15 protein-coding genes and 1 tRNA gene are annotated in these 20055 nt (G+C 64.5%); 8 read left to right on the top strand and 8 right to left on the bottom strand.

The genetic code is table 11. The features are described from left to right. Window positions 1-202 precede the first annotated feature (202 nt). From E4P09_RS14205 to E4P09_RS14190, 4 genes are all read left to right on the top strand, one after another. Window positions 203-2152: a PrkA family serine protein kinase gene (locus E4P09_RS14205; protein ID WP_137390214.1), complete on the top strand. Its 1950-nt coding sequence runs from the start codon at window positions 203-205 to the stop codon at window positions 2150-2152. Window positions 2153-2173: 21 nt separating this feature from the next. Continuing rightward, entirely contained in the window at window positions 2174-3487 is a 1314-nt protein-coding gene (locus E4P09_RS14200) for a YeaH/YhbH family protein (protein WP_137390213.1), read from the top strand. A gap of 11 nt (window positions 3488-3498) precedes the next feature. Beyond that, on the top strand, window positions 3499-5046 hold the full coding sequence (locus tag E4P09_RS14195) for a SpoVR family protein (RefSeq protein WP_137390212.1): 1548 nt from the start codon (window positions 3499-3501) through the stop codon (window positions 5044-5046). A gap of 417 nt (window positions 5047-5463) precedes the next feature. Continuing rightward, window positions 5464-9768 carry a hypothetical protein gene (locus E4P09_RS14190; RefSeq protein ID WP_137390211.1) on the top strand — a complete coding sequence of 1435 codons (4305 nt, stop codon included), beginning with the start codon at window positions 5464-5466 and terminating at the stop codon, window positions 9766-9768. A 57-nt stretch (window positions 9769-9825) separates the two neighbouring features. Here the strand turns inward: E4P09_RS14190 and E4P09_RS26545 are convergent, their stop codons facing one another. Next, complete coding sequence (locus E4P09_RS26545; RefSeq protein WP_239025178.1) at window positions 9826-10131, bottom strand: hypothetical protein; 306 nt, start codon at window positions 10129-10131, stop codon at window positions 9826-9828. A 153-nt stretch (window positions 10132-10284) separates the two neighbouring features. On the opposite strand from E4P09_RS26545, the gene E4P09_RS14180 reads away from it, so the two are divergent. Beyond that, window positions 10285-10359: transfer RNA gene (locus E4P09_RS14180), tRNA-Asn, on the top strand. Window positions 10360-10423: 64 nt separating this feature from the next. On the opposite strand, the gene E4P09_RS14175 is transcribed toward E4P09_RS14180, so the two are convergent. After that, entirely contained in the window at window positions 10424-11296 is an 873-nt protein-coding gene (locus E4P09_RS14175) for a DUF2182 domain-containing protein (protein WP_137390210.1), read from the bottom strand. 4 nt (window positions 11297-11300) lie between these two features. Continuing rightward, window positions 11301-11936, bottom strand: a complete 636-nt coding sequence (locus E4P09_RS14170; protein WP_137390209.1) for a DUF1326 domain-containing protein — start codon at window positions 11934-11936, stop codon at window positions 11301-11303. Window positions 11937-12280: 344 nt separating this feature from the next. Here E4P09_RS14170 and E4P09_RS14165 point away from each other — a divergent pair, with 344 nt between their 5' ends. Genes E4P09_RS14165 through arsK form a run of 3 tightly spaced genes read left to right on the top strand, consistent with a single transcriptional unit; the run spans window position 12281 to window position 15335 of the window. Further along, entirely contained in the window at window positions 12281-12601 is a 321-nt protein-coding gene (locus E4P09_RS14165) for an ArsR/SmtB family transcription factor (RefSeq protein ID WP_137390208.1), read from the top strand. A 51-nt stretch (window positions 12602-12652) separates the two neighbouring features. Continuing rightward, complete coding sequence (locus tag E4P09_RS14160; protein WP_137390207.1) at window positions 12653-14098, top strand: NAD(P)-binding protein; 1446 nt, start codon at window positions 12653-12655, stop codon at window positions 14096-14098. Beyond that, window positions 14091-15335, top strand: a complete 1245-nt coding sequence (arsK, locus tag E4P09_RS14155) for an arsenite efflux MFS transporter ArsK (RefSeq protein WP_137390206.1) — start codon at window positions 14091-14093, stop codon at window positions 15333-15335. The genes E4P09_RS14160 and arsK overlap by 8 nt, the downstream gene beginning before the upstream one ends. Window positions 15336-15340: 5 nt before the next feature. On the opposite strand, the gene E4P09_RS14150 is transcribed toward arsK, so the two are convergent. The 5 genes from E4P09_RS14150 to E4P09_RS14130 form a co-directional block, all read right to left on the bottom strand. Continuing rightward, a complete protein-coding gene (locus tag E4P09_RS14150) occupies window positions 15341-17173 on the bottom strand; it encodes an adenylate/guanylate cyclase domain-containing protein (protein WP_170984424.1) in 1833 nt (610 codons plus the stop codon). Window positions 17174-17278: 105 nt separating this feature from the next. Further along, complete coding sequence (locus E4P09_RS14145) at window positions 17279-18310, bottom strand: trans-3-hydroxy-L-proline dehydratase (RefSeq protein ID WP_137390204.1); 1032 nt, start codon at window positions 18308-18310, stop codon at window positions 17279-17281. Between the two features lie 132 nt (window positions 18311-18442). Then, complete coding sequence (locus tag E4P09_RS14140; protein ID WP_137390203.1) at window positions 18443-18628, bottom strand: hypothetical protein; 186 nt, start codon at window positions 18626-18628, stop codon at window positions 18443-18445. A gap of 187 nt (window positions 18629-18815) precedes the next feature. Then, complete coding sequence (locus E4P09_RS14135; RefSeq protein WP_137390202.1) at window positions 18816-19223, bottom strand: VOC family protein; 408 nt, start codon at window positions 19221-19223, stop codon at window positions 18816-18818. A gap of 272 nt (window positions 19224-19495) precedes the next feature. Next, complete coding sequence (locus tag E4P09_RS14130; protein ID WP_137390201.1) at window positions 19496-19705, bottom strand: cold-shock protein; 210 nt, start codon at window positions 19703-19705, stop codon at window positions 19496-19498. Window positions 19706-20055: the final 350 nt, after the last annotated feature.

Below are 20055 nucleotides of genomic sequence, written 5' to 3'. Positions count from 1 at the left end.
GGTGCAGGTGTGTGGCGAGGGGAGTCTGCTCGCGTTGCCGCCGCATCGGCACCGTACCCAATCACGAGCAAAGCTCGCGACAGTTCGGTCTCTACGTTGTGACGGAACCACCAACCTATCCCGTCGTTGACACTTTGAGATCGCAACGACGAGAGACGAGAGGGGCCCGATGGAACTAGACCGGTCCCCGTGCGAGGCAACCATGCGCGGCAAAGACTCCGATGTGTTCGATTTATTCTCCGAGATCTACAAGGATGCTGCAGAGGAGGAGATGAGCCTCCAGCAATATCTGCTGGCATGCGCCGAGGACAGATCGATGTATGCCTCGGCCGCCGAGCGGATGGTCGAAGCGATTGGAGAACCGACCTTCGTCGACACAAGCAAGGACGAGCGGCTCGGCCGGATATTCTCCAACCGGACGGTCAAGGTCTATCCCACCTTCGCCGACTTCTACGGCATGGAAGACACGATCGAACGTATCGTCGGCTATTTCCGCTATGCGGCCCAGGGGCTCGAGGAACGCAAGCAGATCCTCTATCTCCTCGGTCCGGTGGGGGGCGGCAAATCGTCCTTGGCCGAGCGGCTGAAAAAGCTGATGGAGCAGCGTCCGATCTACACGCTGAAGGTCAATAACGAGATCAGCCCGGTATTCGAATCGCCCTTGGGTCTGTTCCACCCCGACCGCATGGGCGACCTGCTGGAGGAGAAATACGGCATCGCCCGCCGGCGGCTGAACGGTATCATCTCGCCATGGGCGGCGAAGCGGCTCAAGGAACTGTCCGGCGACATCTCCAAGTTCAGCGTGGTGCGGCTGATGCCCTCGCGGCTGCATCAGATCGGCATCGCCAAGACCGAGCCTGGCGACGAGAACAACCAGGACGTCTCCGCCCTGGTGGGCAAGGTCGATATCCGCAAGCTGGAGCAGTTCAGTCAGTCGGATCCGGACGCCTATTCCTATAGCGGCGGCCTGAACCGGACCACGCAGGGGCTGCTCGAATTCGTCGAAATGTTCAAGGCGCCGATCAAGGTGCTGCATCCGCTGCTGACCGCCACCCAGGAGGGCAGCTACAACGGCACGGAAAACCTGGGGGCCTTCCCCTACCAGGGAATCATCGTGGCCCACTCCAACGAGTCGGAGTGGCTGCAGTTCAAGAACAACAGGAACAACGAGGCGTTCCTCGACCGCATTCTGGTGGTCAAGGTGCCCTACTGCCTGCGCGTCACCGAAGAAAGGCAGATCTACGAGAAGCTGCTGCGGGAGAGCGAACTCGCCAACAGCTCCTGCGCCCCGGAGGTCCTGGAGATCCTCAGCCGGTTCACCGTCTCGACGCGCCTCGCCCCGCACGAGAATTCACCGCTCTACACGAAGATGCGGGTCTATGACGGCGAGAACCTGAAGGATGTCGATCCCAAGGCCAAATCGGTCCAGGAATACCGGGACGCGGCCGGCGTCGACGAGGGCATGACCGGGGTCAGCACCCGCTTCGCCTTCAAGATACTGTCGCAGACCTTCAACCACGATACCGAGGAGGTGGCCGCCGATCCCGTGCACCTGATGTATGTGCTGGAGGAGGCGATCAAGCGCGAGCAGTTTCCGAAGGAAAAGGAGGCGGCGTATCTCGAGTTCATCAAGTCGGAACTCGCCACCCGCTATGCCGAGTTCATCGGCCACGAAATCCAGAAGGCCTATCTCGAGTCCTATAGCGAGTACGGTCAGAACCTGTTCGACCGCTACATCGCCTATGCGGATGCCTGGATCGAGAACCAGGACTTCAAGGATCCCGACACCGGCCAGATCCTCGATCGCGGGATTTTGGACTCCGAGCTCTCGCAGATCGAGAAGCCAGCCGGCATCGCCAATCCGAAGGACTTCCGGAACGAGGTGGTGAAGTTCACCCTCCGCGCCCGGGCGCGGAACAGTGGCCGCAATCCCTCGTGGACGAGCTATGAAAAGCTGCGGGAGGTGATCGAGAAGCGGATGTTCGCCCAAGTGGAGGACCTGCTTCCCGTGATCAGCTTCGGCTCGAAGCAGGACAGCGCGACGGAAAAGCGGCACGCGGAGTTTGTCCAGCGGATGATCAAGCGCGGATATACCGAACGCCAGGTTCGTCGACTGGTGGATTGGTACATGCGCGTCAACAAGGCAGGCTAAAGCCAACCCGAGGCGTCCCCAGTGCCGATATTCATAGATCGCCGCCTCAATCCGAAGGACAAGAGCCTGGCCAATCGGCAACGCTTTTTGCGACGGGTGCGGGAGGAGCTCAAGCACACGATCAGGGAGCAGATCCGAACCGGCAAGATCTCGGACGTGGATTCCGAGCATGTCGTTTCGATGCCGGTGCGAAAAACCGCCGAGCCGCATTTCGAGAGCGACAGCGAGAGCGGCCGGCGGCAGCACGTCCTGCCCGGCAACAAGGAGTTCGCCTCTGGCGATCGGATCGAAAAGCCGAGCCAAGGCGGCAGCGGCGGCGGCTCGGCGCCCGGGCAGCAGCCCACGGAAGATGATTTTCGCTTCGCGTTGTCGCGCGAGGAGGTGCTCGACCTGTTCTTCGAGGATCTCGAGCTTCCGGACATGGTGAAGCTGAACCTCAAGGAGATCCTCGCCTATAAGCCGCGCCGGGCCGGCTTTGCGGCGACCGGCTCTCCCACCAACATCAATATTGGGCGCACCATGCGCAACAGCCATGCGCGCCGCATTGCGCTGAGGCGGCCGAAGCAGGAGCAGCTGGACGCAATCGCACGGGAAATCGCATCGCTCGAAGCGGGAACCCAGAGCCAGGCGGCGATCGAGCGGATCAAGGCATTGCGCGAGGAACTGGAACGGCTCGAACGGCGCCGCAGGCTGATCGCCTATGTCGATCCGGTCGACATCCGCTTCAACCGCTTCGAGGCGCGGCCGGTGCCGAACGCTAACGCGGTGATGTTCTGCCTCATGGACGTGTCCGGCTCCATGGGCGAACGCGAGAAGGACATGGCCAAGCGATTCTTCGTGCTGCTCCATCTGTTCCTGAAGCGCCGCTATGACCGCACCGACATCGTCTTTATCCGCCACACGCACGAGGCGCAGGAGGTGGACGAGGAGACATTCTTCTACAGCACGCAGAGCGGCGGCACGATCGTGTCCACGGCGCTGGAGGAGATGCAGCGCGTCATCGAGGAGCGGTATCCCAGCAACGAGTGGAACATCTATGCGGCCCAGGCCTCGGACGGCGACAATTCCGCCAGCGATTCCGAGCGTTGCATCAGTCTTCTCGACCAAGTGATCATGCCCTTGTGCCAGTATTTCGCCTATGTCGAGATCATCGACGCGCGAGAGCGGCACATCTTCGGCGCCACGGACAACGGGACGTCGCTCTGGCGCGCCTATAGCGATGTCGAGGCCAAGTGGGCGAACTTCCAGATGCGCCGCATCGCCAAGCCAGCTGACATATACCCGGTGTTTCGCGAGCTCTTCACCCGGCAGCCAGCTGCGCAGAAGAGCGATTGAGGGAGGGGCGTATGCCAGCACGGACGAGCAGATCGCGCCTGCTGTTCTCCGGGTCCGATTGGGACTTCAAGACCCTGTCGCGCATGCATGACGCCATCAAGGCCATATCCGACGAAGAGCTGCAGCTCGACATCTATCCCGTGCAGATGGAAATCATCTCGTCCGAGCAGATGCTGGACGCCTATTCGTCTGTGGGCATGCCGCTCATGTACCAGCACTGGTCCTTCGGCAAGCATTTCCTGTATCAGGAGCTGCTTTATCGAAAAGGGGGCCGCGGGCTTGCCTACGAGCTCGTCATCAACTCCAATCCGTGCATCGTCTACATGATGGAAGAGAACACCGCGGCCTTGCAGGCCCTGGTGATGGCTCATGCGGCGTTCGGCCACAATCATTTCTTCAAGAACAACTACGTCTTCCGGCAGTGGACGGACGCCGGCTCGATCCTGGGCTATCTGGACTTCGCCAAGACCTATATCGCCCGCTGCGAGGAGCGTCATGGGGTGGCCGCGGTGGAAGCGGTGCTCGATGCGGCGCATGCGTTGATGGACCAGGGGGTCTTCAGGTACCGCCGCCCGCCGAAGCTATCCACCGAAAAACAGCGCCAGGGGCTTCGAGACCGCCTGGAATACGAGGAGCGGTCCTACAACGATCTGTGGCGGACCCTGCCGCGACGGAAAGGCGAAGAGGAGACCGGCGAGGCCGACCGCGTGGCCGAGCGCAAGAAATCGCTGAACCTGCCGGAGGAGAACCTCCTTTACTTCCTGGAAAAGCACAGCCTCATCCTGGAGCCTTGGCAGCGCGAGATCCTCAGGATCGTTCGCGTCATCGCGCAGTATTTCTATCCCCAGCGGCAGACGAAGATGATGAACGAAGGCTGCGCCACCTTCGTGCATTACATCATCATGAACGCGCTGTATGACCGGGGGCTGATCAGCGAAGGCGCCATGCTGGAGATCCTGCGCAACCATTCCAACGTGGTCATGCAGCCGTCCTTCGATGACCCGCGGTTCTCCGGCATAAACCCTTATGCCCTGGGCTTCGACATGATGCAGGACATCCAGCGGATCTCGACGGAGCCGACGGCCGAGGATCGCGACTGGTTCCCCGAAATTGCCGGGAACGGCAACTGGCGCGAGGTGCTGCTGGATGCCTGGGCTAATCACCGCGACGAGTCGTTCATACGGCAATATCTCAGCCCCACCCTGATCCGGAAATGGCGTTTCTTCGCTCTCGATGACAAGGCGGACGAGCCCTTTTACGAAGTCGCCTCCATTCACGACGAGCGGGGTTACAAGAAGATTCGGGCCGCGCTCGCCCGCAGCTATGACGTCGGCGCGAACGGGCTGGATATCCAGGTCGTGGACGTGGACCTTCTCGGCAGCCGGCATTTGCGTTTGGAGCACAAAGTGCACGACGGCATTCTTCTCGAAGAGAGCGGCCGGGATGCAACACTGCGCCATATCCGGACCCTCTGGGGCTATGACGTCACCTTGGTGGGGGTCGATTCCCAAACGGGCGCCGCGATCTACGAGCGGTCGACGAGCCAGATCGGGGAATGAGGGATCTCCGAGGAGCGCGGTGATATTCCAGCGCAATCGTCATCACGGCGTTGAGCCGAGAGAGCTCCACCGCCATACGGCATAAGCCTGCCGGCCTCTGAGCCCCTGGCCCGCGGCACAACATCCGTACCGCTGCAGCACCGCCACATACTGGCCCAGAAGCCACCACAGCGAGGAACGTGATCCCGCGGATTGCACAGATCTATCAAGCGGGATTTTCACGGAATGAGCGGTACGACGGAAGCTGGGGGGCTTTCGCATGGCGATGCGACAAAGCCACCTGTGTCCGATATTCAGCCAAGGCAAACTGCCGCGGCAGCGGGCGGACGGTCGGCTTCAGGTGCGAGCCGGGGGATCATTCCGCAATTGGAGGATGCCCTCACCTGGTTCGAATGGGAGGCCCCCCGCAAGACTCCTTTGTCTGCGTCGGCCGCGCTCACCGAGATCAACAATAGCGATCCTCACTTCCGTATCGACCCGCTCGTGCTTGGCGCGCGCCTCGCCATGGGCACAGCGCGGATTTCGAATGTCTTCGCTACGCGGGACGGGTTCTTCCTCGATCAGGCAGCGCTCCTGTTCAGCCGGACCCGGCCAGAAGACATTTCGATGGACCCGCAGTCGCCTCGCAGGCTCTCCGCTCTCAGAAAGAGTTTTTTCGAGGCACTCGCGCGGGAATGGCAGAAGGCGGAGATGTTCAAGGCCGAGTCTGGTCAGGAGGGTGAGCCGAGACCGAGTTTCAACGGCCTCACCCTGGTGCATGCCAGCGGCAAGACGGTCGAGGCGCTGGCCAGCGATCCCTCGGTGCTGCAGGTCGCGGGCCTCGACAAGCTGAGCGAGGCGGAGCGGACACAACTGGTGGCCGAGTGGTTCGACGAGCATGGCCTCGACCGCCACTACACGATCGGCACACTTGAGTTCTCGCTGGCCTCCGTCCTGAGGCAGAGGGCCATGCGTCGGCAAGAGCCCGTCCCGGACGGGCTTGAGAACAGCCAAAAGCTGCGCGAGGCCTTTGAGGCAGAATTGGAGCGCTGCCAGGAAGCGCCGCAAGGCTCCGATGATCTGCAGCTGATGGCGGGGGCCCACTTCGCCTGGTCGAGCGGCATGCGCATCGGAAGCGCCGACGGAAAAGCCATCGCAAAGCAAGCCCTGTCCACTTTCCGGGAGCACTGGACCAGCAGTTTCGGAGAACCGCCCAAAGGCGGATGTCATGAGAATCATGGACTCGAACGAGAACCACCTGCCCGGATGACCACCGCCCAGATGATGGAGACAACCATCCAGATCATAGACCCCAAAGCGCAAATGCTTTTGTCCCTTGGCAAGACCGTTAGGGAAGATCCGATCAGCCTTGTCCCGATCATTGGTCCTGCCCGCCAGATCATAGACGGAGGACGCAAGGACGACGCGGGCCAGATCTGGATTGGCTCTCTCTTGCTTGCCGCCGACTGCGTAGGGATCGGTACCGTGCTCAAGCTCGGTCTGAAATACGGGAAGGCTGGGCTGGCCGCTGTCGGGCGGCTGTTTGCCAAGGAGGTATTCAGCGAAACGATCGAGAAGGTGGCCGACAGAGAAATCCCGATGTCGGAGCTGAAGCCGCCTGACGAGTGGCTGGCGCGTGTTGGAGAGAGAGCAAGAGCCGCAGCCGAGCCGTCGGCTATCGCCCTGTGGCCCGCGAGCGCGGTCTCCTCGGATGTTCCGGCCCGTTTCCGGAATGTCGGACCGGGCGAGATCAAGACCTACACGCATCCGCTCACCGGCGAGACGCTAACGGTCACCCGGATCAAGAGCACGGACCAGGTGGTGGCGCTGAGAGGCGTCCCCGGCCGCCGGAATGAGTTTCAGGAGATCGACTGGGTCAGCGGCGAAGCAAATCCTGCACGTGAAATGCAGGCCTATCACCGCGATCGCGAGACCGGTCTGTTCGAGAAAGCAGGTCGGCTGCGCGGTGGCGGCCAGTGCTGCTCCGATCTCGCCGACCGGTCAGGCTTGGGAGAGTTCGATGACCTGCTCCCGTTCCCGCAGCGGCTGAGCGAGCTGATCGAGGAGGCGCAGCTTCCCATCATTATCGACCAGGCCCTGACACCCGATGCTTATCGCTACGACTTCGCTGGGCTCTACCGGCTGCCCAAGAACGGGCTCGCCGCAATCGACATGGACGTGGCGAGCGAGCCCATCGTTCTCAACGGACCGACCCAGCAGATCCTCGAGGAGCAGGGGCGGCTGACCAAAGGCGATGCGCTCGGGCGGGCTCACCTGTTCGAGGGCCGTTACTGGACGGTGTTCCCCAACAGCGACACGGCCAAGATCGCCACGCGCCTGTGGAATGCCAAATACGGGAAATATGCGTTTGGCCGAGCGCAGGCCCATGACCTCGGCGAGGGCGCCTATGCCATGAGCACGCCGCCCATTCCGGTGCATGAAGGATTGGCGCGGAATTGCAACCTGCCTCAGGGCTATTATGCGCCTGCCCCGGCGCTCGAGCCGCGCGCGCCCGCATTCAATGACGTCGCCCTGTCCCCGCCTCCCGAACAAGGCGATATTGCCGACCGCGCCGTGGTCAGCACGGGGGGCCTGCCGGTCCAGGAGAACGTCTATTGGTACGGCAATTCGTACTACACGTTTCAAACCGGCCCTACCCTCATCGAGCGTGTCGGCAATGCTCTTGACTTCGCCCGCCGCTGGAACGGGCTTTATGCCCGGACAACCGGCAGCGAGGCGGTCGTCAAATTCTTTTGGAACGACGGTTCCGTGGCGGTTCTCACCAGGCCGGTAACCGAAGAGGCGCTGGTCCATCTGCTGACGCCGGATGCTGCCGAGCCGGAGCTGATCGTACTGGCGGAAACGGAGAGCGAGGCCGCGGGAGCCCGCGTCACAGCCGGCGCCGCGGCCGGATCTGGAGAGCACCGGCCCAACACGCTTGTGACGACACAGGCGGAGGTTCATCACGATGCGGAGAGTCCCAGCCCCGGCACGTCGCCTGCGCCGCTTCCCGGGCCACGGGAAGGCGACATCGAGGCTCTGCTCCCAGGCTCGGGCCCGCTCACGGTGGCCGAGCAGACCTTCCATCCGCAGTTCGGCCTCGTGCTGAAGACGCGGCTTCAGGATGCCGGCCGCGAGATCGCTTGGGCCGGCATGCCGGGATCACCCGGCGCCTTCCGGGCGATCGACTTGGAGACCGGCGAGGCGATCAGCCCCAAGATCTACGATAAAATTCACGATCCCGCCCAGAACGTCGATGTCCTGGTGCCGCGCAGCGGTCTGAAAGGGGGCGGCCCCCTCCTGACAAAACCCGACCGCGACACGCCCGCCGTCGAATACGGCTTGCTCGATGAGGACAGCAGCTCAGCGAGCGAGGACAGCAGGCCGCCATCGCCACACGGGCGCAGCTGGGCAGAACACAAGTGCAAGTGGCTCATCCGGGACCCGGACGGCTATATCATCAAAGGGGCTCGCCTCGCATGGCAGGAGCTTCCTGAGGGCATGCCGGAAAAGTTCGCCCAATTGCCCAGGGGCAAGACGTGGCCGTTCTATTCGTCCCGCCACTATGACGTCCTGCTGGACGTCTACCGCTTCAAGGACAGTGGCCGCTTCGTGCTCCTGCGGCGGGAAACCGACGGGCGAGAGCTGTTCCACCGGAAGCATCTGGATTGGGTCGAGGGCGACCGTTTCCAGGCGCTGGACTGGCGGACGGAGCAGGCCATACCTGGCGAGGTCTACCGGGCCCGCCGGGTTCCCGGCAAGAAGCTTCTGGCGAAGCACCACCCGCTGGAGCTCGTGCGAGAGCCCGGCGCCAGCAGCCCCTCGCCCGCCTCGGAGCCCGGGACATCCCGGGCGTTCGATGTGGCGCCCGACGCGGAGGCCGCGCACGAGCGCAAGTACATCTGGGAGCTTATGGACAAGAACGGCAAGGTCGTCCGGGCGGCCGTCAAGACGCAAGCGCCGCCGGAGGGGATGCCGGCGCCCTTCGTCGGCATGCGGCCGGGCGAATGGCGGCTGCTCGATCCACGCGATCTCGACGGGCCCGAGGTGCATCGCTTCCACGACAGCGGTGAGTACGTTCTCCTGACCAGGCTGGAGCGCACGCTTTTCAGCTTCCAAAAGCTCGACTGGAGAACGGGGCGGCCGGTGCCAAATCAGATTTACACCATGGTCGACGCATTCGGCGAAGACGATGCGGGGCCCGGCCGTTTCCGCTCGAAGCTGATCCCGCTGACGCAACCGGACCCGCAGCTCTTGCCGGAGTCCGGCAGCGAGCCGGCCGCAGCTCCGCTCAAGCCGCGTGAGGTGGGCGGCGAGCATGGAGAGCACGGCATGCCGATCACACCGCTCGAGAAAGGTCCCACGCTGATGACGCTCAAGACCCAGGGCACCTATTTGGGGCAGGAGCGATACGGTCCCGCCTATGAATGGGAGGGCAGCAAGATATCGGTGCTGCCCGAGTGGTACGATTGGGAGCGGGCGGCGCGGTTCGTCACCACTTTCTCCGACAGGCCTGGGTCGGCGCAATCCGCAGTCCCGAGGGCGCTGGACCTGGGCAATGGCCGGGTTGGCATCCGCTGGGAACAGCCGGGCTCGAAGGCGAGCACGATCGTGCCTGACGGCGAGACGGCACAGGCGCAAGCGGCTGCCGCTGTTCAGGGTGTCGCTGAGGATGGCGACCTCGTCGAATGCGTCACCGGCGGCGACTGCGGAGCCCGCTATTTCTGGCTTCATGAGGCATGAGGCACGCGGGGCATGCGGCCGGCGCCGAGTGGAGCAACGGCCGTGCCCGGCGTCTTTTCAGGTGGTCGGGTCGTTGGTCCGCGGGCAGATATGCGGCTTGGCCTCCGTCACGTGGCGATGCCAGAGGTTGGGCCAGCGCCGTTTGATCGGTCGCCCCAGCGAAACCGTTGCGCGCCTGCGGCCGCGCCGGATGAACGGCAGATCGAAGGAGAGGACCAGGAGGCCGATGGGGATCATCCAAAATCCGAGAATGGGCAGGAAGCCCAGGATTCCGCCGATCACCAGCGCCAATCCCACGACAATGCGCGCAATCCGAGATTTCGGAAGAGGAACGGCCGTATTGCGGTAGCGGATCTGAGCCATAGCGACTATCTAAGGGGCGGGTCCTTGTATAGCAAGTAGACCAGGAGCTGAGATGTGCCGGGCATAAGGCGTGCCTTTGGGCTTGGCTTTCCCGGCGAGCATTGCTATAGGGGTCGCCATCGAGGTTGATGCGGTTCGGGCCGCATCCTCTGTTCCGCGGTAGCTCAGTGGTAGAGCAGCCGGCTGTTAACCGGCTGGTCGTAGGTTCGAATCCTACCCGCGGAGCCAACTTTCCCCACCGTGAATATCCTTCGGCGGCATCAGATCGCCGCCTAGCGGTCGCAGCCAAGCTTCAACAGACGGCGCAAGCGGTGCCGATGAGCCCTGCCAGCATGGCGAGGCCCGCGGCTGCGAGCCCGACGCCCGCGATGCGGGACATAGTCCGTCCCGCCGGCGTCACCTTCTCGATGAGCACGAGCACCGCCAGGGCCGCTATCCACACGATGTTCATGACACCGACGACGAAGAGGAGCGCCATCAGCGCCCAGCAGCAGCCGATGCAATAGGCTCCGTGTCGCACGCCGAGAGAAAACGCGCCGCCTCGCTGGCGGCGGAAGCCGCCGTGCCTCTGGATGAAGGCGAGCGGCGACTGGCATTGCGTCAGGCAGGTGTCCTTGAACGGCGTCCATTGGTAGAGGCCGGCGCCGATGAGCGCGAGCCCGCCGAGGACCGGGCTGGCGCTCGTCATCATCGGCGTCAGCAGCGCGCCCTGCTCCAGCGCCCATTGCGCGGCCGTGGCGAGAACCGAGAAGGCAACCCAGCTCGCGAGATATCCCGCCGCGAACCAGGCCGTCGCAGCGAAAGGCTTCCCTTGCTGCTCCGCCTGCCGGCCGACGCGGGCATAGAGGAGGATCATGGGCGCTGCGGACGGCGTCATCATGCCGATCATCATCACCGTCCACATCACCAGCATGAGGAGCGCCTCGCCCGCCGACCACGGCGCGAGCTGCGGCATTACGATGCCGCCATCGCCCATGCCGGGCTTGCCCGGCATGGCCATCCCGGACATCGGGTTGCCCTGCCCGCCGTCGGGGTGGCCACCCATGTCCATGGTGGCCGCGAGCCACAGGATATAGGCCCAGGCGAATACAGTGAGGGCGGCCAGCGCTGCGGCGACGATCACCCGGTCGCGCCGCAGGACCGCCTCGAGCCCGGCGGCGGCCATGGCGTCAGTGCGCCACGCCGCTTTGCGTCATGTGCAGTCTCGCGAAATGCGCATGCCTGTCCTTGATGGAGAGAGTGATCGGGCCCTGCGTCTCGGCCCAGCCGCGCGCCACTTCGGCGATATCGTACTCGAAGCCGCGCGGCAGGTTGATACGGGCCCGGTGCGCATCGCCGGTGACGGGATTGCGGATGGGCTCCGCCCGCGCCTCAACCCATCCCGGAACGGCGGCATGCGCCATGCGGGCGTCGACATCGATATCGAGCTCAATCTCCGCGAAGACGGGATCGTGCACCTTTTCGAAGGTGGCGGAGAAAACCTGGAAGAAGGTCGCACCCGGCTCGGTATCGAGGCCGCTCATGATACGCAGGAGAGCCTCGCGCTGCTCGGGCGAGGCCCGCTCGTCGACAATCGGAACGACTTGGCCCCGCCCTTCGTGAATGGCTCCCGGCCAGGCTGCAATCAAACCGATCTTCAGTCCGTCGAGATTCGTCTCGCCGTGATGGCCCTCCTCGATCTCGACAAAGCCGACCGCATGACAGGTGCCATCTGTCGGGAGAGCATTGAACTGGCAAGGGCAGCCGTACGCGCAGTTGCAGTGGATGAATTCGCGACCCTTGATCGTCCACGTGATGTCCGGCATTGTTCGCCTCCCCAAGATGTGTCGATCCTGTGGACCGCACGGTTGGGCCCCACCGAAAGAACGGAGCCTGGAAGCAGATGGCGAGTATAGTCCAGCTTCGTCTTGCACGAAAGCCTTCCGCCAATTTCCAGTCACGTCGCCGCGGCATGATGATTTCGCGGCAAAATATTACGAGCTGACGCCGCCTGCACCCCACAACTCAATGTAGCGCAGCATTATACTATCACCTCTAGCGATAGGCTCGGCAAACGCCGCTCACCTTCGCAGCCCTACCAGGCGTCGCTATTTCGAACATCATCAAAATAACTATTGACGACTGGATGCGGGCGGGATAGCATATTTCCATGAACGTCGAAGAAGCGGCCAAGCAGCTGGAAGCGCTCGGAAATCCAACGCGGCTCCAGGTTTACCGTACCCTCGTGCGGGCCGGTGGCGCGGGATTGCCGGTCGGGCGGCTGCAGGACAAGCTCGACATCGCGGCCTCGACGCTCTCGCATCACCTGCACCGCCTGATCCTGACGGGTCTGGTCACGCAGGAGCGACAAGGCACAAGCCTGATCTGCCGGGCGAACTATCCGGCAATGGACGGCCTTGTCGGTTTCCTGGTGGATGAGTGTTGCGTCGATGCGCCTTGCGTGGCGGAAGAGGGCGACGCGGCAGCCTGACCCCGGTTTTTTTGGCGATCAATTTCCATATTTCTGGAAGGATGGAATGTAATGAGCCCCTCACTCGACTCCTTACCCATCGCGGTCATCGGCGGGGGACCTGTCGGTCTCGCCGCGGCGGCTCACCTTCTCTCCCGCAACCTGCCGGTGAAGCTCTATGAGGCTGGCAGCGCAGTGGGCGCCAATGTGCGCAGCTGGGGTCACGTGCGCGTCTTCACGCCGTGGCACTACTGTATCGACAGCGCTGCGGCCGCCTTGCTCGAGCGGCACGGCTGGCGGCCGCCGCCCGCCGACCTCTTTCCGACCGGCAGCGAGATTGTCGCGCGCTACATCGAGCCGCTCGCGAACACGCCCGAGCTCGCCGCAATCATCGAAATGGGAGCGCGGGTCACCGCCATTTCACGGCACGGCTCCGACAAGGTCGTGAGCAAGGGACGCGCGGAGCAGCCCTTCGCACTCGTTCTCGAGACGGCGGGCGGGCTGCGCCGCGATCTCGCCCGCGCCGTGATCGATGCCTCGGGCACCTGGCTCACCCCAAATCCGCTCGGCGGCAACGGCCTGCCCGCCACGGACGAGGCCGCATTTGCCGACCGCATCGCCTATGGCATCCCCGACGTGCTCGGCCGCGACCGCATGCTCTATGCGGGCAGAGCAACCCTGGTGGTCGGCGCAGGGCATTCGGCCGCCAATGTGCTGATCGATCTCGCCCGCCTGGCCGCAACGGCACCGGGAACCAAAGTCCTCTGGGCCACCCGCAGCGACAATCTCGCACGGATCTTTGGCGGGGGCGGTGCGGATCAGCTGCCCGCCCGCGGCGAGCTTGGTGCCGAGACGCGACAGCTGGTGGAGAGCGGCGCCGTATCGCTCACGACCGGCCTCTCGATTATCGCGCTCCGGGAGGATGGCGCAGGCATCATCGTGGAAGGCGAGACGGCGGACGGCTTGGCCGTGATCGGCCCTGTCGACCGGATCATCGCGGCCACGGGCCAGCGGCCAGACCTCTCGCTCACCCGGGAACTGCGCCTCGATCTCGATCCATGGCTCGAGAGCACCCGGGCGCTCGGTCCGCTGATCGATCCCAACGTGCATTCCTGCGGCTCGGTGCCGCCGCACGGGCACCGCGCGCTCGCCCATCCTGAGCCGGGGTTCTACACCGTCGGCATCAAGAGCTATGGCCGCGCCCCCACGTTCCTGCTCCTGACGGGCTATGAGCAGGTCCGCTCCGTCGCCGCGGCGCTCGCCGGCGACATGGCCGCGGCGGACGACGTGCGGCTCGTCCTGCCGGAGACGGGTGTCTGCACGACGCAGTTCGCGGCCGAAATCGACGTGGGCGAAGGCCGTTGCGGCGGGCCGGCACCGGCGGAGGCCGTTGCATGCTGCGCTGCCGATGCCGAAGCGAAAGCCGAGGGCAAGGTGGGCTGCGGCTGTGCGAGCCCGGCAACGCCCGGCCACCTGTCGGAGGCCGCATCGCGAAGCCTTGCGACGTCCGATGCGTGACCGCGCTCGGTCCGCCCTGATGATCTGGCTGCTCGGCCTTACCCAGATCATCGGCTATGGCACGCTCTACTACAGCCTGCCGATCCTGGCGCCGGCCATGGCCGCGGAGTTCGCCATTTCCGAGCAGTGGGTCTTTGCGGCGCTGTCGGCCGCACTGCTTGCCGGCAGCCTGCTTGCTCCCGTCGCCGGCCGCTGGATCGACCGGTTCGGCGCCGGACGGACGATGACCCTCGGCTCGGCAGCCGCCGCGCTCGCGCTCGCCCTGTGCGCCTTGGCGCCTGGGCGGGCCACCTTCGTTCTCGCCCTTTTGGGGATGGAACTTGCCGCCTGTTTCGTGCTCTACGGCGCCGCCTTCGCGGCCATCGTGCAGACCGGCTCACCGCTGGCGCAGCGAAGCATCACGCACCTGACCCTGATTGCCGGCTTCGCCTCGACCCTGTTCTGGCCGCTGACCTCGGCGCTGCACGCGCATCTCGGCTGGCGCGAAATCTATGGGATATTCGCCGCCTTGAACCTCGCGCTGTGCGTGCCGATCCACTGGTCGCTCATGCGCGCGGCGCGCGGGCGCAAGTTGGCTGCCCTCCCAAGCTCCGGACTTGCGGCGTCCGCCAGTGCTCCCCTGCCCCATGCAGCGGTTGCCATGGCGCCTCGTGCCAAACAGGCGATCTTCCTTCTCATGCTCGCCGGTTTCGCCATCGAGGGCTTCGTGCTCTCGGCGCTCCTGATCCACATGGTACCGCTCATGGCCGCGCTTGGGCTCGGCACCGCAGGGCTCCTGGTCTCGACCCTGTTCGGCCCGTCGCAGGTCGCAAGCCGGCTCATCAACATGCTGTTCGGCGGCCGCCTGGCGCAGACGCATCTCGCCATCATCGCCGCCGGGCTGCTCGCCACCGGTCTCGCCGTGCTCATCGCCGCGGCCCCCTGGCTCCCCGGCGTGGTCCTGTTCGCCATCCTGTTCGGGCTCGGCTCCGGCCTGACCAGCATCATCGGCGGCACGCTGCCACTGGAGCTGTTCGGCCGTGAGGGCTATGGCGCCCTGCTCGGGTGGGTCACCGCAGCGCGCCAGTTCACGTCGGCTTTCGCCCCGTTCGCGTTCGCATTGATCATGGCTCAGACCACGGTGATGACGTCGCTGGCAGCGGTCGCTGTCTCGGCGCTGCTCGGTCTCGTGGCCTTCGTGCTGATCGACCTGGTCAAGAGCCGGGTCCTGAGAAGGCCGATGCTGGGAGCGGCATAGCAGACTCAAACCATCGCCGCTGCGCTGTGGCTCTGATCGGCCGACCGCAGCAGCCACAGGTGGCGGTCGAGCCGCTCGAGCCCGTAGGAATCGTCGGCGAGGTGAGCCGCGCTCGCGGTCTCGTCCGTCACCACCACCATGACCGGCACCTCGGGAGCGATGCCGCGAACAGCCTCCTCCGCCCGCTTGGCCACGTTCACCGCATGCCCGATCACCGTATAATTGGTGCGCCCGTCATAGCCGAGATCACCGACCACCACCTCGCCGGAATTGAGGCCGATGCGGATCCGGCAGGCCGGGGCGCCGGCCGACCGCTTCGCCTCGATCTCCGGCGCCAGCAGCTCGACCAGGCGCAAGGCGCAATCGACGGCCTTGCGGGCGTGGTCGGGATCGCGGCCTGGGGCGCCCCAGAAGGCCATCAGGCCATCGCCGGTGTATTTATCGATGGCGCCGCCGCTTTCCTCGATGACAGGGCCGATCCGCCCGAAGGTTTCGTTCAGGTAATCCGCCACTTCCTGCGCGGTCCGTCCTTCGGCAAATCGGGTATAGCCCTCGAGGTCGAGGAACATGATGGTCATGTCGCGCCGTTCCGGCCTGCCGCTGCCGGGCCCCAGCGCCACCAGCTGGTGGACGAGCGCCTTGGGCACATAGCGCTCGAACACCCCGAGGGCGGAAGCCATGCGGCGGATGGCGGAGGCGGTGCTGGCGATCTCCTGCACCCGGCTAGCCTCGCAGCGCTCAATTCTGATCCCGCCGAAATCGAAGCGCTCGATGGCGGCGGAAGCGTCCGCAAATCCGATGATCGGGCGCGCCAACCCACGGCCGATCCGTGCCGCCGCGAACAAGGCGAGCAGGAGAAGCCCCGCCCCTATCCCGGCAACCGTGTAGGTCATCCAACGCTCGCGTCGTGTCGTCACCGACGACTGGTGATAGCCGGCGAGCCAGGCGCCGTCGCCGACCACGGGAATGTTGCGATAGAGAAAGACATGCGCCTCGTCGCCTATCCACGCCCAATGTCCATCGGCCCGTTGCAGCGGACCGCTGGCGGTGAGCTCGAACGGGTCGGCCCAGATGGCCGCGAGAATGGGGTCACCGATGCTGTCGATCCTCGACCGGCGCGACGTGCCGGTGCCAGCCCCCTGCCCTGTGCCATTGCGGGCGATGGCGGGGTGGGCCACCACATTCACACGATCCAGCAGCACGAATGGCGTCACCTCGAACTCGCGGCCGATGGCGGCAAGCGAAGTCGAGAGCGTTTCGACCGTCACTGCCGCAACCAGCACGCCGACCACTTCACCATCCTTTCGCAGGGGCGCGCGATAGGTGACCACGGTCTCGCCCAAGAGATCGTTGTGGAAGGGGCGCGACCACCGTGGCCCGCCACCCGCCCGCGCCTCATCCAGATATTGCGGCTTGAACGGTTCGCGGCCACCGTTTTCCGGCACCGCGCCATCGCGGCCCCAGCGGTACAAAGACCCATCGGATGCAAGCAAGGCAATCTCGGCAACCTGCGGCGTCGGCGCCATGAGGCCGCGAACGAAGGCGCCGAAGGATGCCTCGTCGGCGGGATCGATCTGTCCGCCAGCGACCAGGGCCGCAGCACGATCCATCTGGCGCACCACCGGTTCGAGAAGCGCTTCGATCGGCGTCACCACCGCCTCGATCAGCAGATCGTTGCGCTCCCGCAGGAGCCGGCTGGAAATGTCCCGTGCGCCGATGCTCCCGGTCACGATCACCGGCACCACCGCAGCAATGATCAGGGCGCCCAGCACCAGCGGCAGCAGCCGCCCGATCGGCCAGCCCGGCCGCGCATTGCCGTTCCGCATCTTCTGGTCCATCGCGACAGCTCTCCATTCCTGCCGCCACCCGCGCATATTGCGCCGCGAGAGGCACCATGAAGGCAAATCATCTCGCGGTGATGAGGAATGGAGCCTGGCCGCCGTTCAGCGGATCATCGGCCAGGTGTCGGACAGGCGGTAGCCGGCCGGCCAGGGGTCGGCAGGGTCGAGCATGAGCTGCTGGGTGCCGTAGATGAAGCCGCGGCCGCTGATGCTCGGGATGATCGCAGGCGTCTGGCCGACGAGGACTTCATCCTCGACCCGGCAGTGGAAGCGCGAGCCGATGATGGAGCGGCCGATGAAGCGCTCGCCCTTGCGCAGGAGGCCGCGCGCATGCAGCACCGCCATGCGCGCGGAGCAGCCGGTGCCGGTGGGCGAGCGATCGAGCTTGCCGGGCTGGACGACCACCGTGTTGAGGCCTGCCTTGATGCCGTCTTCCTCGGCCAATGGCGCGGCGATCTGGCAGAAGGAGATATGGTCCCACCCGGTGCCCTGCGGATGCCGGAAGCCGAGCTGCTCGTTGGCCGCCCTGGTGATGCGTATGCCCGTCTCGGCCAGTTCGCGCGCCTCGTCCGGTGCGATGACAAACCCGAGGGCTGCCGCATCCACGATCACGAAGCTGTCACCGCCATAGGCGATGTCCACCCGCAGGGTGCCGAAGCCCTCCACCTCCAGCGGCGCATCCAGGCGGTCGACGAAGGAGGGCAGGTTGCGCACGGTGATCCGCTCGGCCTTGCCGTTCCGGCAATCCGCGAGCACGTCGATCAGGCCACCGGGCGCTTCCAGCACCAGCCGTGTCTGCGGCTCGGTCATGGGGAGAATGCCGGTCTCGAGCAGAACGGTCGCGACGCAGATCGCGTTGGAGCCCGACATGGGTGGCGTATCCTCCGGCTCCATGATGATCCAGCCCATCTGGGCCGCAGGGTTCTTCGGCGGCACCAGCAGGTTGAAGTGGCGGAAGACGCCGCCGCGCGGCTCGTTCAGCACGAAATTGCGCAATGACTGATCGCGCGCGATGAAGCGGGACTGTTCCCAGAGCGTCTCACCGGGCGGCGGCGCCACCCCGCCGACGATCACGTCGCCGACCTCGCCTTCGGCATGGCAGTTGACGATGTGGATGAGTTTGCTTGCCCGCATGACGCCTACCCCCTCGGCTGCTCGGCCGGCCGTATTGGCCACGCGCATATCAGGCCCGCAGGCCGGCGTGTCCTGATCCTAGCCTAGGCCACGGCCGGACCTGCCCGCAAGCGCGCCGGCGCGCCGGCGGTCTCAGCCCTGGCGGTCAGGCGCCTCGTAATGCTCCTTGACGACGCGCTCGGTCTCCGCCTTCTGCGCCGGTGACCGATTTTTCCTCCGCCAGCGCATGGTTCCGTAGATGATGGCAGCCGCGAGGATGGCAACCAGCACCACATCCATGATGAGCCACCAGAGGCCGCCGAGTTCCCCACCTTCCATAGCCAACTCCTCATCGTTCGCGTGAGCGCATGAGGACAACCCGCGACGAGGCCTATTTGATCCGTGGCCATTTTGCCCGCGCGGGTTCGTGCATGAAAACGGCGAACGGGCGGTTCGGCTTTTCATGGGAGGGCTTGAAGGCAAGCGCCTGCCGAGGCTGCGATATCGCAGCGTGAGCAGCGAACGCTCACTCGCGCGCCACCGCCGCGGGATCCATCCACAAGATCTCCCAGATGTGGCCGTCCGGGTCATTGAAGCTTCGCACGAACATGAAGCCATGGTCCTGCGGCGGGAGCGCTTCGGTTGCCCCGGAGGCCAGCGCCGTGTCGACGAGCCGGTTCACCGCATCCCGGCTTTCGGCGGAAAGGGCGATGAGGACCTCTGTCGTTTTCGTCGCGTCGGCGATTTCCTTCTTGGTGAAGTCCTTGAAGCGCGGCTTGGTGATCAGCATGGCGTAGATATGCTCGCTGATCACCATGCAGGCGGCCTCCTCGTTCGTGAACTGGGGATTGAACGAGTAGCCCAGGGTTTTGAAAAAGCCCATCGACCTGTCGAGATCGCTGACCGGCAGATTGACGAAGATTTTCGTGTTCATGGCTCTCTCCGATATTCGCGTGCGCCAATATATAGGTTGATATCAACGTTAATCCGGCTTGTCAAAGGGAAAGCAGAACCGGCCACAGAAGTCGCGCGCGCTGCACTGACATGGGGCAAAGCACCCTTCCCTTCGAGGAGAAGCGAAGGCCGCAAAGGCCATTGTTTTCGCCGCGCGATGCGACGTGCTGCCAAACAAAAAAGGCCGGACAAAGTCCGACCTTTCCCGTCTCAGCCGCCGCCAGTACATCCGTGGTCGGCGGCGAGATGAATTCACGCCATCTGCAGCCGTTCAGCCGAGGACTTGCCCGACTTGGCATCGCGCACCACCTCGTAGGTCAGCTTGTCGCCCTCGCGCAGCGTGTCGAGACCGGAGCGCTCGACGGCAGAGATGTGGACGAACACGTCCTTCCCGCCGTCATCCGGCTGAATAAATCCATAGCCTTTGGTCGTGTTGAACCACTTTACGGTCCCAGCACTCATGAAGAGCCCTCTTCAGACAATAGTTTAGCTCCCTCGCCGACAATCAAGCCAGCAAGCGTCAGGTCGATTTTTGAAGGAAGAGCTTGTTCCGCTGCTCGGAGGCGGCCGCAAACAAAAGTCGTTCAACAAAAGATCGATGGAAGTAACATAGGCGCGATAGTCTTGGCCGTCAAGATTTCCATGCTCTTGGCCGCCGTCGTCTGGAGGCTGTGAGCGACTTGGCATGGGATCGCGCCGGCCTCGTCGCTGTTGTCGAACAGTAGCATAGGCCCCTACATAGGGCAGACATTCCATTCCACGCCGCGGGCATGCCTTCCCGGCGGCATCGCCTCCGGATCACATTCAGGAGA

Origin of the sequence: Rhodoligotrophos defluvii, assembly GCF_005281615.1 — a bacterium.
GTDB lineage: Bacteria > Pseudomonadota > Alphaproteobacteria > Rhizobiales > Im1 > Rhodoligotrophos > Rhodoligotrophos defluvii.
This window is presented reverse-complemented; position numbering and strand designations above follow the sequence as displayed.